We start from the raw sequence: 14,733 nt of genomic DNA on the forward strand, positions 1-14,733 counted from the left end.
AGAGCTAAAAATTAGTTGTTTATTAGGAAGAGTGCGGTCATGGAAACCAAAAATATTGAAGTCGTTTTTAGCTTTGATACAACTGGCAGTATGTACCCTTGTTTGACACAAGTTCGTCGGAAAATCAAAGAGACGGTAACGAGATTGCTCGATGAAATTCCTGGCATTCGGATTGGCATTATTGCCCACGGAGACTATTGCGATGCTGACAGCACATACGTAACTAAACACCTCGATTTGTCAGGCGATGTCGGCACAATTTGCAATTTTGTTCAAAATGTAGAGCCAACTGGCGGCGGCGATGCTCCAGAATGTTATGAATTAGTCTTGCACGAAGCTCAGTCACTTTCTTGGACTCCAACTAATTCCAAAACCTTGGTACTAATTGGCGACGACATCCCGCACGCACCCGCTCAAACTCCTCAAAAACTTAACTGGCGTCATGAATTAGATAAGTTAGCACAGATGGGAATTACCGTTTACGGCATCCAAGCTCTCAACTGTCCACACGCCAGTTTATTCTACAAAGAACTAGCCGAAAAATCTGGCGGTTTTCACCTCAATCTTGACCAATTTTCTTACATTACAGATTTATTTTTAGCAGTTTGTTACCAACAGTCATCTAACGAACAACTACAAGCTTACGAACAAGAAGTTGTCAGTCAAGGTCGCATGAGTCGCGGATTAAACAAGATGTTTGATACCATGCTAAAGCGGGAAGACGTGGCTGTTTACGAATCAGCAGAAGTGCGAGCCGTAAAACCGGGGAGATTTCAGATTCTTGAAGTAGACAGCGAGATTTCAATTAAAGCTTTTGTTTTAGAGAATGGTTTGGCTTTTAAAACGGGGCGCGGATTTTATGAGTTTACTAAAACAGAAACTATCCAAGGTAAGAAAGAAATTGTACTGATGGAACGTTCTACAGGGGATTTGTTTGAAGGAGAAGCGGCGCGAGAAATGTTGGGTTTGCCAATGGGCGAGACTGTCCGCATCAAACCGAGCAATCTAGAAAAGTATGCGGTTTTTGTGCAAAGTACCTCGGCTAATCGCAAGCTGATGGGTGGAAGTCGTTTCCTTTATGAAGTTGAAGATTGGGATCGTTAATCGCATCTTAAATCTCCAAACTACAACCGCAGAGTGACCCAGAGCGTGGTAAAATCCGCTATAAGTAAGGTAATATCCGCCATAAGCACCCGACAAATATTTGGTGCGTCGATGACTATACGATCTGTGTTTATCCTATACATCTGCGGTTAAAAAATATACATTTTCAAATTAATATGCAACCCGAAATCCAGCAGCAAATTCAACAGTTGAGGCAGCAGCTACAGGAAGCTAGCTATGCTTATTATGTTCTCGATGCGCCGATTATGCCAGATGAGGTGTACGATCGACTTTATCGCCAGTTGCAAGAATTAGAATCAGATTATCCTGAATTAATTATTGCGGAAAGTCCGACTCAGCGCGTGGGAGAACAGCCTGCTACTCAATTTTTTAGCGTCAAACACAATATTCCTCTCTACAGTTTGGAAAATGCTTTTAATTTTGAGGAATTTGCTAAATGGCAGGAACGCTGGCAAAGGGTAGCACCTTCCCTAACCCCCGGTCAAGAAGGAAATGCACCCCCCCTAACCCCCCCTTATCAAGGGGGGGGACAAGAGGGAATAACATCTTCCATTAGCAATAAGGAAAATAGGGAAATTACTCCCCCCCTTAGCAAGGGGGGGTTGGGGGGGGTTTCCTATGTTTGCGAGTTAAAAATTGACGGTTCTGCTTTAGCGTTAACCTATGAAAATGGAGTTTTAGTTCGCGGTGCGACGCGGGGAGACGGCATCGCCGGAGAGGAAATTACTCAAAATGTTAAAACTATTCGCTCGATTCCTCTGAAGATCAATTTAGATAATCCGCCGCCTGTTGTGGAAGTGCGGGGAGAGGCTTTTTTGTCTTTAGCTGTGTTTGAGGAAATTAATCGGGAACGGGAAAAAGCAGGGGAACAATTGTTTGCTAATCCTCGCAATGCTGCGGCGGGTACGCTGCGGCAGTTGGATTCTAAAATTGTGGATAAGCGCAAATTAGATTTCTTTGCTTATACTCTGCATTTAGATCAAGGTAACGAGGGTAACACGCAGTGGGAATCGTTGGAATTGTTGCGACGAATGGGGTTTAAGGTGAATCCCAATCGCAAAATTTGCTATTCTTTGGATGAGGTTCGGGAGTATTACGAATATTGGGATACTGAGCGGCGGAATTTGCCTTACATGACGGATGGGGTTGTTGTTAAGATTAATTCGGTTTTGCTGCAAAAACAATTGGGTTTTACTCAGAGGTTTCCGCGTTGGGCGATCGCCCTGAAGTATCCCGCGGCGGAAGTCCCTACAATAGTAGAAGCTGTCACCGTACAAGTAGGGAGAACCGGGGCTCTGACTCCTGTAGCGGAACTCAAACCGGTGCAGTTGGCGGGGACGACGGTTTCGCGGGCTTCTCTCCATAATAGCGATCGACTTTCCGACCTAAATCTCCATATTGGCGATACTGTGATTGTCAGAAAAGCTGGGGAAATTATACCAGAAGTTGTGCGAGTTTTGCCGGAACTTCGCCCCCAAAATGCTCAACTTTTTCAAATGCCTAGTTGCTGTCCCGAATGCGAACAGCCTGTGGTTCGGGAAAAGGGGGAGGCCGTTACTCGCTGCATCAATACATCTTGTCCGGCAATTTTGAGGGGTTCGCTGATTCATTTTTGCAGCCGGGATGCTCTGGATATTAACGGTGTTGGCGAAAAGTTGGTGCAGCAAATGGTTGATAGCAATCTGGTGCATTCTGCGGCGGATTTGTACGATTTGACAGCGGAAAGATTGATGAGTTTGGAACGCATGGGTAAGAAGTTAGCAGAAAAGTTGGTAAGTGCGATCGCCCAATCCAAAAATCAACCTTATTCGCGCGTACTTTACGGCTTGGGCATCCGCCACGTCGGCAGCGTGAATGCTCAATTGCTGACAGAAAGGTTTGCAAATGTAGAAGAGTTAGCAGGGGTATCGGCGGCATCGATTGAGGGCGTTTACGGCATCGGGCCGGAAATTGCTCAAGCTGTTTATCAGTGGTTTCGAGTTCCGGCAAATCAAAGTTTAATTGCACGGTTGAAAACTGCGGGATTGCAATTGCAGTCAGAAGTAAAAAATCCCAATTTAGCCAGCACAAATTTACAACTGGCAGGCAAAAGCTTTGTGCTTACCGGAACTTTGCCCACTTTGAAACGAGATGAAGCTAAAGATTTGATTCAAAAAGCAGGAGGTAAAGTCACAAGTTCTGTGAGTGCTAAAACTGATTATGTGGTTGTGGGAGAAGAGGCGGGTTCTAAGTTGGAAAAGGCTCAATCTTTGGGAATCGAACTACTTTCGGAATCAGAGTTATTAGAACTGCTATCGAAACCATAAATGATTGGTGACAGTCAATATCTCTCTCTTTTCTCTTTCTCTGCGCCCTCTGCGCCCTCTGCGGTTCAAAAAAAAGCTGATTCACTTCATACCAATTTTTTATGAGGCCCCGTAGAATCCGATCCCCCCTAACCCCCCGCCGGAGGGGGGGACAAGATTCTTCTCAAAGTCAACCCCTACTCCCCTTAATAAGGGGCATTTAGGGGGATCGAGATATTTACAACTTCACATTAAATTGGTATCAGCCGTTTTCCAAGAACATCGCCAACAATTCTATTGCCCTAGGTGCAAAATAGCCGATCCTCTTCGAGGGCTCTGCTAACGCGACTTGGGCAATACCTCAAAAGGCATAGAAATCGCGACCCCCCTTGGTGAATGTACATACTTCCCCGGCGGTGCTGCGCCAATCGGTTGTCGGTACAGGCTAGTTTTGCTAAAATTTGATAAAGTTTGCAATAGCGATCGCAACTGCCAGATTAGCCAAGTCCCAGCAATCACAGGAGATACATTATGTCGGAAATTCCAGCAGAACAAACACAAACAAACTTGACAACTCCAGAAATAACTACCGAAAGCTCAATTTCTGGGGTGGAAAACGTGAAAAATAGTTTGGGAAACGTCCTAAATAGTTGGAAGTTGAAAGCAGGATTAGCCGTTGCTGTACTGTTTGCAGTGTCGCTATTTGCTTTCTACTGGCAGCATAACATTGCAGTCGTAGGTATGAAGAGTTGGGCGGCGCGATCGGGTGCTCAGCCGATCGAATGTATGGTAAGAGATACTAATAACGACGAGTATGTCAGTTGCAGCGCCCTCCTCGATCAGCAGATTGTCCCTCTTGAGTGCAGTTCAAGTTTGTTCAATATCGGCTGTCGAGTCAATTACGGAACTGCGGCACCAAATCCGAGAGCAATCAACCCTAGATAGAGCATTGGCGGGTTAGAGATGATTGTTGAACGAACAGATTTGCTAATTAAAATAGGGGACTTTAAAAAAATCTCACCGTGAAAATACTCCAGCAATAAATATCGGAAAACTATTGTTTTTCTTGTTGTAAATTAGCAGGTAATGAAAGTTACCTGCTTTTGCGATGAGGTAATCTGTGATAGATGATGTGCGACAGTATATTAATGTGAAGATTTCACCTTTAGCATGGGTATCAAAGCATCCTCAGCTACTATAATGGATAAGTCCGCTCGCCCCTAATGATTGCTGACTATCTTTAATAACATTTTCTTCTATCATTGAAACCTGAAAATGATCGAGATTAACGGCTACGAGATTCTCACTCAAATCTACGAAAGTATCAACTCCACCGTTTATCGAGGCATCCGGCAACAGGACAACCAAGCTGTCATCCTTAAATTCCTCAAAGAAGACTATCCTACTCCCTCCGAACTGGTTCGCTATAAGCAGGAATATGAAATTACCCGAAATCTGAATCTAGATGGAGTAATTAAAGCTTATGAATTAAAACCCTATCAGAGGACCCTGTGTATCATCCTTGAGGATTTTGGCGCGTCATCTTTAAAACACTTGATGGATGAGCGTAGGGAATCAGCCACGGGAGTATTGCCCCTACAGGAATTTCTGAGCATTGCTATTAAAACGGCTGAAATTCTAAGCAGTATTCACGCTGCGAATATTGTCCACAAAGATATTAACCCTGGCAATATTATTTTCAACCCAGAAATCGGGCGACTCAAAATTATAGACTTTGGTATTTCTACTAAATTCACCCGCGAAAATCCTACCCTAAAAAATCCTAACGTCTTAGAAGGTACTTTAGCTTATATTTCACCTGAACAAACAGGAAGAATGAATCGTTCTCTAGATTACCGCACCGACTTTTACTCTCTCGGTGCCACTTTTTATGAGTTGCTGACAGGACAACTTCCTTTTGAAACAAATGATGCCCTGGAGTTAGTGCATTGTCATATTGCTAAAGTGCCAATTTCTCCTCATCAACTTAATCCAGAAATTCCCCAGCCCCTGTCAGATATTGTAATGAAACTGATGGCCAAAACCGCTGAGGAGCGATACCAAAGTGCTTTTGGAATTAGAAATGATTTAGCAGAATGTTTGCATCAGTTACAAACCCAAGGAAATATCTCAGAATTTCCCTTGGGATCTCAAGATATTTCTGGGCAGTTCCACATTCCGCAAAAACTCTATGGACGCGAAGCCGAAGTAGAAGCCTTACTCACAGCATTTGAGCGAGTCGCAGACAATCCTTTCACCCCCCTTAATAAGGGGGGACAAGGGGGGGTAGAAATGATGTTAGTAGCGGGTTATTCTGGCATTGGAAAATCATCCCTAGTAGCAGAAATTCATAAACCAAATACAAAGCTAAGGGGCTATTTTACAGCAGGCAAATTTGACCAATTTCAAAAGAATGTTCCTTACTCGGCTGTGGTTAATGCCTTTAAAGGATTAGTGCAACAACTTTTAACAGAAAGTGAAGAACAACTAGCACAATGGCGAGAAAAATTGAAAAGCGCTTTTGGGATGAATGGTCAAGTAATTATTGATGTAATTCCTGAAGTAGAACTGATTGTCGGTAAACAGCCAGAAGTACCAGAATTAGGGGCAACGGAATCACAAAATCGCTTTAATATTCTTTTTCAAAACTTCATCCGAGCATTTTGCACCAAAGAGCATCCCTTAGTCATCTTTTTGGACGATTTGCAATGGGCTGACGCTGCTACGCTTAAATTAATTATACTGATGATGACAGATACAGAAATGCAATATCTGTTTTTAATTGGAGCTTATCGTGATAATGAAGTTAGCCCGACACACCCCTTAATGATGACTCTTGATGGGTTGCTCAAGGAGGGAGCAATTATTAATTATATTACCTTAGCACCTTTAGGAATAGAAAATATTAGTCAACTTATTGGCGATACATTATCTAGCAATTATGAATCAGTAAAATCCTTGGCAGAATTGGTGATTGAAAAAACTGGAGGGAATCCGTTCTTTGTTAATGAATTCTTGAAAACCCTGTACTCAAAAAATTTAATCCAGTTTGATTTATCTTCTCTTTCTTGGCAATGGGATGTACACCAAATTCAAGCAAAGGGGATTACAGACAATGTAGTAGAGTTAATGATTGATAAAGTAAATAAACTGCCAGAATCTACACAGCAGATGTTACGTTTAGCGGCTTGTGTGGGCGCTAATTTCAACTTGCATACCCTTTCTCTCATTAGCGAAAAATCACCTAGAGAAACCTCTACTGACCTAGCACTGGCAATTCAGTCAGGCTTAATTTTACCCACATCAGAGTTAGATGCTGACCTCTTAATTCAAGATTATAAATTCCTGCATGACCGAGTACAACAGGCTGCTTATGCCATGATTTATGGCGAATCTAAACGTAGCTTCCATCTCAAAATTGGGCTATTGTTGTTGCAGAATCTCCCGAAAAATAAACGGGAAATCAGAATCTTTGAAATAGTCGATCATCTGAATTTTGGCAGAGATTTAATTGCAGATGATTCAGCAAAAATTGAATTAGCACGCTTGAATTTAGAAGCGGGCAAAAAAGCCAAAGATGCAACGGCTTATGGAGCGGCACTGCAATATTTAAGAGCGGGATTAAAGTGTTTAATCGGAGATTTTTGGACGGAGTATTATGAATTAACTTTAGCCTTGCACAAAGAACGGGCAGAGGTTGAATACTTAAATGGATGTTTTGAGGATTCAGAAGCATTAATTGACCTAATTTTGAAAAATGTAAAATCCGACATAGAGAAGGCAGAAATTTACAACCTGTTGCTCGTGCAGTACACCATGAGTGCTAAATATGAAGAGTCAATACAAACAGGTAAAAAGGCTCTTTTCTTGTTAGGTGTAGACTTGCCTGACGCTAATTTTAAGGAGGCGCTAGACCTGGAAGTTGCCCGTGCAAAGAAGAATTTGGGGTCGAGAAAAATTGCTGACCTGATCGATGAACCAGAAATCACAGACCCCCAAAAAAGACTGGTACTAAAATTGTTAACAAATACTGATCCACCTGCCTATTTTTTTAACCAAGAAATGTATGCAGTTATTGTTTTAAAAATGGCTAATATTTCTTTGCAATACGGCAATATTGCCGTATCGTCAAAAGGATTTGTAACTTACGGAATGATTCTTGGCTCTATTTTAGGTGACTATCAATCTGGCTATGAATTTGGTAAGCTAGCTGTAGAGGTGAGTAAAAAATTTAATAGTTCCAGTCAGAGATGCAGTGCTTGTTTAGTTTTGGGCGGTCATTTGAATAACTGGGTAAAGCATATTAAATTGGCTGAGGCTATTTTGAATGAGTCCTATCAAGCTGGCTTAGAATCTGGAGAATTACTGCACTCTGGCTACGCTATCGAACACAAATTGCGATACCTATTTTATCAGGGTAAAAATTTAGAACCTCTGGTGATAGAGGTGGAAAAATTTTTACAGTTTAACCAAAAAATCAAAAACCAATGGGCAATTGATGGAATGCTGGGTTTTCAAATAACTCTCTTTAATTTAAGCAGTAGAACTCCTAATAAATTCGTATTTTGTAACAACGAAATTAGCGATGAAGAATTTTTAGAAAGCTGTAAAGCACATAAAAGTTTGGCGTTGATTTGCACTTTTTATATTTTTAAATCTCAGGTTTTATATCTGTATGATCAGCTACATGAAGCGCTAAACTGTGCATTGAAAGCCAAAGAATTTATGATTTTTACGTTAGGGCAGTTCCAAATTTCTGAACATAATTTTTACACTTCACTAATCCTGGTGTCGCTGTATCTTGATGCTTCCGAGTCCGAACAAAAACACTATTGGGAGCAGTTAGAATCGCAGCAAGAACAGATGAAAATATGGGCAGATAACTGTCCTGAAAACTTTCTGCACAAATACCTGTTGGTGGAGGCAGAAATTGCGCGTATTTCTGGTCAAGGAATGGAAGCACTAGATTTGTACGATCGCGCCATTGCTTCAGCTCATGAAAATGAGTATATTCAGAATGAAGCTTTAGGCAATGAATTAGTCGCCAAATTCTGGTTAGGGAAAGGCAAAGAGGAAATTGCCAAACTTTACATGAGAAAAGCTCACTATGGCTACCAACTTTGGGGTGCTAAGCGTAAAGTAGAGGATTTGGAGCAGAAATATCCGCAGTTAATCCCCAAAGTATCTGCCCAGAAACAAATTGATGTGCAGACTACTGCTATGGGCACAGCATCTTCAACAAGTGGAGCAAGTTCAAATATAGACTTGTCCACAGTTATCAAAGCTTCCCAAGTTCTGGCTGGTGAAATTGCGAGCAACAAATTGTTAGAAAAGTTAATGACAATTTTAATGAAAAATGGCGGAGCACAAAAAGGCTTTCTTGTCTTATCAAATAAGGAGAAGTTAACCATTGAAGCTAGAGGGGAAGTTGACAAAGAACAAGTAGAAGTTTGGCAAAGTAGTCCGATTGAAAGCAGCGATAATCTTCCTGTAGGCATGATAAAATATGTAGCGAGAACTCAGGAAGATGTAGTGCTATCAGAGGCTACAAAAGAGGGTATTTTTACTAGCGAACCCTATATTATAAAAAATCAGCCTAAGTCAGTCTTATGCGCTCCTATTATTAATCAAGGTAAACTGATCGGCATTCTGTATCTGGAAAATAATCTGACTACCGGGGCGTTTACCCCAGATAGATTGGAAGTCTTAAAAATCTTATCCTCCCAAGCAGCTATTTCGATCGAAAATGCTCGCCTCTATCAAAACTTAGAAGATAAAGTTCAAGAACGCACGGCTCAACTAGCTGAAGCGAATCAAGAAATTAGCACCCTCAATCAGAAATTAAAAGCGGAAAATGTTCGCATGAGTGCAGAACTCGATATTGTCAAACAACTGCAACAAATGGTGTTGCCAAAACCGTCAGAATTAGAGGCAATTGAAGGCTTAGAAATAGCTGGTTTTATGGAACCTGCTGACGAAGTTGGCGGTGATTACTACGATGTATTGCAACAGGATGGTCAAGTCAAGATTAGCATTGGCGATGTCACGGGACATGGTTTAGAAAGCGGCGTGTTGATGATTATGGCACAAACGGCTGTCAGGACGCTTCAGAAAATGAAGGAAACAGATCCAGTGAAGTTTTTGGATGTCCTCAACCAGACTCTTTATGATAATCTCCAGCGCATGGACTCCTCTAGAAATATGTCTCTAGCTATCTTAGACTATGCCGGAGGTGTTCTGAAATTAAGCGGACAACATGAGGAAATGATTGTGGTGCGCGCTGATGGAAAATTGGAGCGCATAGACACGATGGATTTAGGCTTTCCCATTGGCTTAGTAGAAGAGATTGGCGAGTTTATTGCTTCTTCAGAAGTGCAGTTAAATCCTGGGGATGTGGTGGTGCTTTATACTGATGGAATTCCTGAAGCTTTCGATATTAATAAAGCGCAGTACGGATTAGAAAGGTTGTGGCAAGTTGTGGTTGAAAATCGTCAGCGCTGTGCCCAAGAAATTCGGGAAGCTGTAATTGATGATGTGCGGCAGTATATTGGCACTCAGAAGGTTTTTGATGATATTACTTTGGTGGTGATGAAACAGAAATAGAACTTTTTTATCGCGAGTTGGGCGGTTGAAACCGCTACTACACAACAAAAGTCCGCCTTCGCGGACTCAAGAAATCAAGATGGCAGATTACCAAGGGCTTCCGATCATGGTGAAACTGCTCCAGTAGTAAGGATGAGAAAAGTTTTGGTTTGGTTGTTGTAAATTAGCAGGTAAATTTAACTTGCCGCCTGTTGTTACTAGCTGTCCGTTTTCCATCCGAACTTTACCGGACATTATTGCTTGTTGAGTCAGTTGCAAAGCTTCTGCCTTAGTTGTGGTTCCTCGCAACTGGTGGTAAAATTCGCTCATCAGCCCCAAAGTGCCTCCATCGTCAACATACCACAAACTTCCTAAAGCAGATTTCGCGCCGGATTTTACTGCTAATCCTCCAAAACCTAACTCTGCTTCCCGATCGCCCATAGCAGTTCTACAAGCACTTAATACTAACAAGTCTACCTGCGGATTCCGCCAATTCAAACTCTCCATGCGATCGAGCTGCAATTTGGAATTCCACATTTGAATGTAGGAATTGCTCGCTTTTCCCGGTTTGAATTCAGCGTGAGTTGCTAGGTGAACGATCCGAAATCCTCCCTTGGTGTGTTCCGACGTGAGATTATCTAAAGTGAAAGCAGAATTGAGGAAAGATGGGCTCTGCCACTGAGCGGAAATCGCCTGCAGTTCGATCGGCACACTGGGCAAGGGCTGTTGGTCAACAAATTCTGACCTTCCCATTGCTAGCACTGTGGCGTCTCTAACAGCTTTATAATCGGTATTAGTCGAACTAAAACTCGGAATTAGGCTAAAACTGTATTTTTCAATCAAGAAGCCTTTACCGTCGTGCAAAGCGGCAAAGGGCAGGCTTCGCAATCCGGGATCGACTGACAGTAACAAAGTCTGAATTCCTAAGTTTTCTAAGTCTTTTTCTAGGGGTGCGATCGCCCATTTATATAGTTGCTGGGCGGCGGTTAGATAAGTTGTAGTACCGCGTTTTGCGGGATTCGTGATTTCATTGCGGAACTCCTGCACGGTGGGGAAAAGAGCTGCTCTGTTGGCTTCGGGGACGCTGTAATGAATCGGCCACCCGGCAGGAGGAACTAAAATTATTTCTAGTCGATCTTCTCGCGAGACCATGTAGATAATACCAGACCGCTTGCCGGTTTGCTGTTCGATATTTTGTAAAGTTTGCTGGGATGTCGAAATCAAGGTTTTTTCCTCTAGGAGGTTGGCTTCTACCCCCAGGTATTCTGCAAATTCTTGATTCCTCATTTCTTCGATTCCCCAGATTGTTTTCTGGATATCGTTACCTTCAAAAAGTCGATCGGGAGACGGAACATATCCCAGAACTAAATTAGAAATAGGGTTGACTCTTAGTGATAATTCGCTGCTGGTAACTTCTGGCAGTGGGTGGCCGGGGGGCAACTGATTGTGTAGCGATGGAATTGTGGGGGGTTGAAAGTCTTTTCGATCGAGGGTTGAGGGTTGCCGTGCGGGCACTTGTCTTTCCGTAGGATCGATCAGAGGGGGAGTTACAACATCAGGGGGATTTACAACATCAGGGGGATTTACAGTTACAACATCAGGGGGAGTTACAACATCAGGGGGAGTTACAACATCAGGGGGAGTTACAACATCAGGGGGATTTACAACATCAGGGGGATTTACAACATCAGGGGGATTTACAGTTACAACATCAGGGGGATTTACAACATCAGGGGGATTTACAACATCAGGGGGATTTACAACATCAGGGGGATTTACAACATCAGGGGGAGTTACAACATCAGGGGGATTTACAACATCAGGGGGATTTACAGTTACAACATCAGGGGGATTTACAGTTACAACATCAGGGGGATTTACAACATCAGGGGGAGTTACAACATCAGGGGGAGTGGCAGTTACAACATCAGGTGGAGTTGGCGTTGGCGGCGGGTCGATCGCGTCGTCAGTAGAAAACACAATATTACCAATACTACTAGAACGCGGAAACGACTGCGATGTAATGGTAGATTGTCCGGTTGTAATTGCACCCGCCGTACCGTTGCTAGCAGCATCCCCCACCACAAACGGTTGAATCGGCGTCCCTCTATCTCCCCCAGCGTGCACAATTGTAATTTTGCCACCACCGGCGCCACCAGCAGTAGAAATGCTAGCAAATCCCGTCGGGGAAAGTGGGGTTGAAAAAGTACCCGTAGCGCGGAAAAAATTGCCTGTTATTGCTGTCACCTCGCCACCGGTGCCGCCTGTACCGCCTTGGGCATTGATAAACTCTACTTGAATATCGCCGATCGGATCTAAGAACACATTGCCGGCATTTCCGACTATAGCGCTAGAGTTAATTTGTCCGGTGGTAATTGAAGTTATCGCCTTAACAGTTATGTTGCCGCCACTCTCTCCCGATGTATTCAAATTGCCTGCGGTGAAATTGTTACCGCTTGTAAATAGAATTTCTCCGCCATTAGCAGTAATATTTTTAACGGTTATATCGCCCTTGGCAGTAATATCCACTTTGCCGGCGGTGACATCTCCCGATAAGTTGACTTTTTCCGTGAGTGCTGTAAATTGTTGCGCGTTAATTGTCGAGTTTCCTGTCACATTGCCAGCATTTTCGATCGCAAGATTTCCTAACTTGCTGGTGGCACCCACCGCACCGTTGAAAGTGATGCTGCCGCTACCGGAGGCTAGAGTTAAGTTGCGGGCATTAATGCTGTCACTGTCGATCGCACCCAAAGCAATATTTCCCCCGGCCGTACTAAATACCGCATCCTTTGTCAAAACCACAGCATTGCTAATATTAATGTCGCCGTTATTATTCGTAATATTACCGCCTAATTTAGTATTTACTGCCGTAAGACTAAAACCAGAACTGCTGTTAATGTTTCCACTGAATTCTGCATTTGAGGCAGTAAGATTCAAAACCGATAATGGCGTTGTTTCTCCGATGTTTCCTTGCACCAACACATTGCCTGTAGCGGCATCTAAGTTCAGCAAATGATTACCGTCTATCGCACCAGTTATCTTAATATCTCCGCCGCTGGTACTGAGATTAATATCGTTTCCGAGTGTGACAGTGCCGTTGAGAGCGATCGGATTTTTATTGGTATTGATGCCATAATTTAAATTAATTGTGGAAGCGTTGAGAGCAATGCTGCTGTTGTCATTGCCGGTAATAGTGCCATCAAGTGCGATCGTACCAGTTCCCGTTTGAATATTTACTGGGTCTAAAAATGTGAGATTATAGGGAATACTAATATTAGCGCTGCTATCCGATCGCCCGATCGCGATCGAGCTAAATCCATTTTGAATCAAATTAAGTTCCGATGCCGTCAAATCTAAAGCGCTAGTATTGTTATCAATTCCGCCAACAACAATATTTTGTCCTGCTGTTGCGGGTTGCAGCGTTAACGCACCAGTACCAGAAACATTACCGGAAAAATTAATTTCACCTGCTGTTAAATTCAGCGGGTTAGTACCTGCCGATAAAGTAGAACCGAAAGCAATAGTTGCATCTCCCAGCGTAAAACTTACAGGAGCTTTTAAGGTCACTGGCCCACTAAAAGTAATGTTATCATTAGTGGTGGTGATATTTCCGCTAACCGCAACAGTTCCCCCGCCATTTTGAATAAATGCACCGTCTAAGTTCAGGTTTTTCTCAAGATTGAGATTCACCTTATTGGTAATTGTGAGCGTGCCGTCATTGGTGGTCGTTACAGTTTCTTTGAGATTAACATTATCAGCAGCAATACCGAGATTGCCAGCTACGTCAACTGTCTTGTTGAAAGTAATGTCGCTGCCTGAAAACACCGAGTTTGGGGCAACAGTCACTGCATCTGCATAAGTTTGACTGGCGGTTGTAGTGACATTGCCACCTAAAGATATCTTGCTGTTGGCAATTACACTTGTGAGAGGAGTTGTTTCGCCGATCGTACTTTTGAAGGTAAGATTACCGCTAGCCGCCTTCACAGTCAAATCGCTGGTACCATCAACAGTATTATTGAAAGTAATGCTGTCACCTGAAAGAATCGGATTATTGCCAACAGTGACAGCATCTCCATAAGTTTGACTGCCTGTTGTAGTGACATTGCCATTGACTTGAGTTGTGCCGCCAGCATCTGTCGTCAAACTCGCGGCATTGACTGTTTGATTAAATGCGGTTGTGCCTGTAGAGTTAGCGGTAATATTTCCTAATGCCTGGGTATTGCCAACTGCACCATTGAATGTAACATTACCAGTACCCCCATTCACAGTTAAATCGCTGCCAATGTTACTGGCATCAACAGTATTATTGAAAGTAACGCCGCTGCCTGAAATAATCGGATTAGTGGCAATTGTGACAGCATCTCCATAAGTTTGAGCGCCAGTTGTAGTGACATTTCCCTTGACTTGAGTTGTGCCGCCAGCATCTGTAGTCAAACTCGTGGCATTGACTGTTTGATTAAATGCGGTTGTGACTGTAGAGTTAGCTGTTAAATTGCCGATCGCACTTAAACTCCCAACTGCACCATTGAATGTAACATTACCCGTAACGGCATTCGCCGTCAAATCGCTGGTGCCATCCACAGTATTATTGAAACTAATGTCGCTGCCGGAGAGAATGGGATTATTTGCAACAGTCACAGCATCTCCATAAGTTTGACTGCCAATTGTAGTGACATTGCCATTGACTTGAGTTGTGCCACCAATATTAGTCGTCAAACTCGCGGCATTGACTGTTTGATTA

5 protein-coding genes are annotated in these 14,733 nt (G+C 43.0%); 4 read left to right on the plus strand and 1 reads right to left on the minus strand.

What is annotated here, in order from left to right:
• Window positions 1–39 precede the first annotated feature (39 nt).
• The 4 genes from QUA00_RS04760 (at window position 40) to QUA00_RS04775 (ending at window position 10,013) form a co-directional block, all read left to right on the plus strand.
• Window positions 40–1,104: a vWA domain-containing protein gene (locus tag QUA00_RS04760; RefSeq protein WP_333143868.1), complete on the plus strand. Its 1,065-nt coding sequence runs from the start codon at window positions 40–42 to the stop codon at window positions 1,102–1,104.
• A gap of 176 nt (window positions 1,105–1,280) precedes the next feature.
• Complete coding sequence (ligA, locus tag QUA00_RS04765) at window positions 1,281–3,431, plus strand: NAD-dependent DNA ligase LigA (RefSeq protein ID WP_333408851.1); 2,151 nt, start codon at window positions 1,281–1,283, stop codon at window positions 3,429–3,431.
• A gap of 510 nt (window positions 3,432–3,941) precedes the next feature.
• Entirely contained in the window at window positions 3,942–4,355 is a 414-nt protein-coding gene (locus QUA00_RS04770) for a hypothetical protein (RefSeq protein WP_333408852.1), read from the plus strand.
• A 330-nt stretch (window positions 4,356–4,685) separates the two neighbouring features.
• Window positions 4,686–10,013 (plus strand): SpoIIE family protein phosphatase, encoded by a 5,328-nt coding sequence (locus tag QUA00_RS04775; RefSeq protein WP_333408853.1) that lies wholly within the window; start codon window positions 4,686–4,688, stop codon window positions 10,011–10,013.
• A gap of 87 nt (window positions 10,014–10,100) precedes the next feature.
• On the opposite strand, the gene QUA00_RS04780 is transcribed toward QUA00_RS04775, so the two are convergent.
• Window positions 10,101–14,733 (minus strand): CHAT domain-containing protein (locus QUA00_RS04780; RefSeq protein WP_445305718.1); only part of this gene is annotated, 4,633 nt, incomplete at its 5' end.

The organism is Microcoleus sp. T2B6 (genome assembly GCF_036700475.1).
GTDB lineage: Bacteria > Cyanobacteriota > Cyanobacteriia > Cyanobacteriales > Microcoleaceae > Microcoleus.

What these genes read in the sequence shown, in the direction of transcription:
- ligA (WP_333408851.1), top strand. Translation starts at nt 1,281, where the DNA reads ATGCAACCCGAAATCCAGCAGCAAATTCAACAGTTGAGGCAGCAGCTA.
- QUA00_RS04770 (WP_333408852.1), top strand. Translation starts at nt 3,942, where the DNA reads ATGTCGGAAATTCCAGCAGAACAAACACAAACAAACTTGACAACTCCA.
- QUA00_RS04760 (WP_333143868.1), top strand. Translation starts at nt 40, where the DNA reads ATGGAAACCAAAAATATTGAAGTCGTTTTTAGCTTTGATACAACTGGC.
- QUA00_RS04775 (WP_333408853.1), top strand. Translation starts at nt 4,686, where the DNA reads ATGATCGAGATTAACGGCTACGAGATTCTCACTCAAATCTACGAAAGT.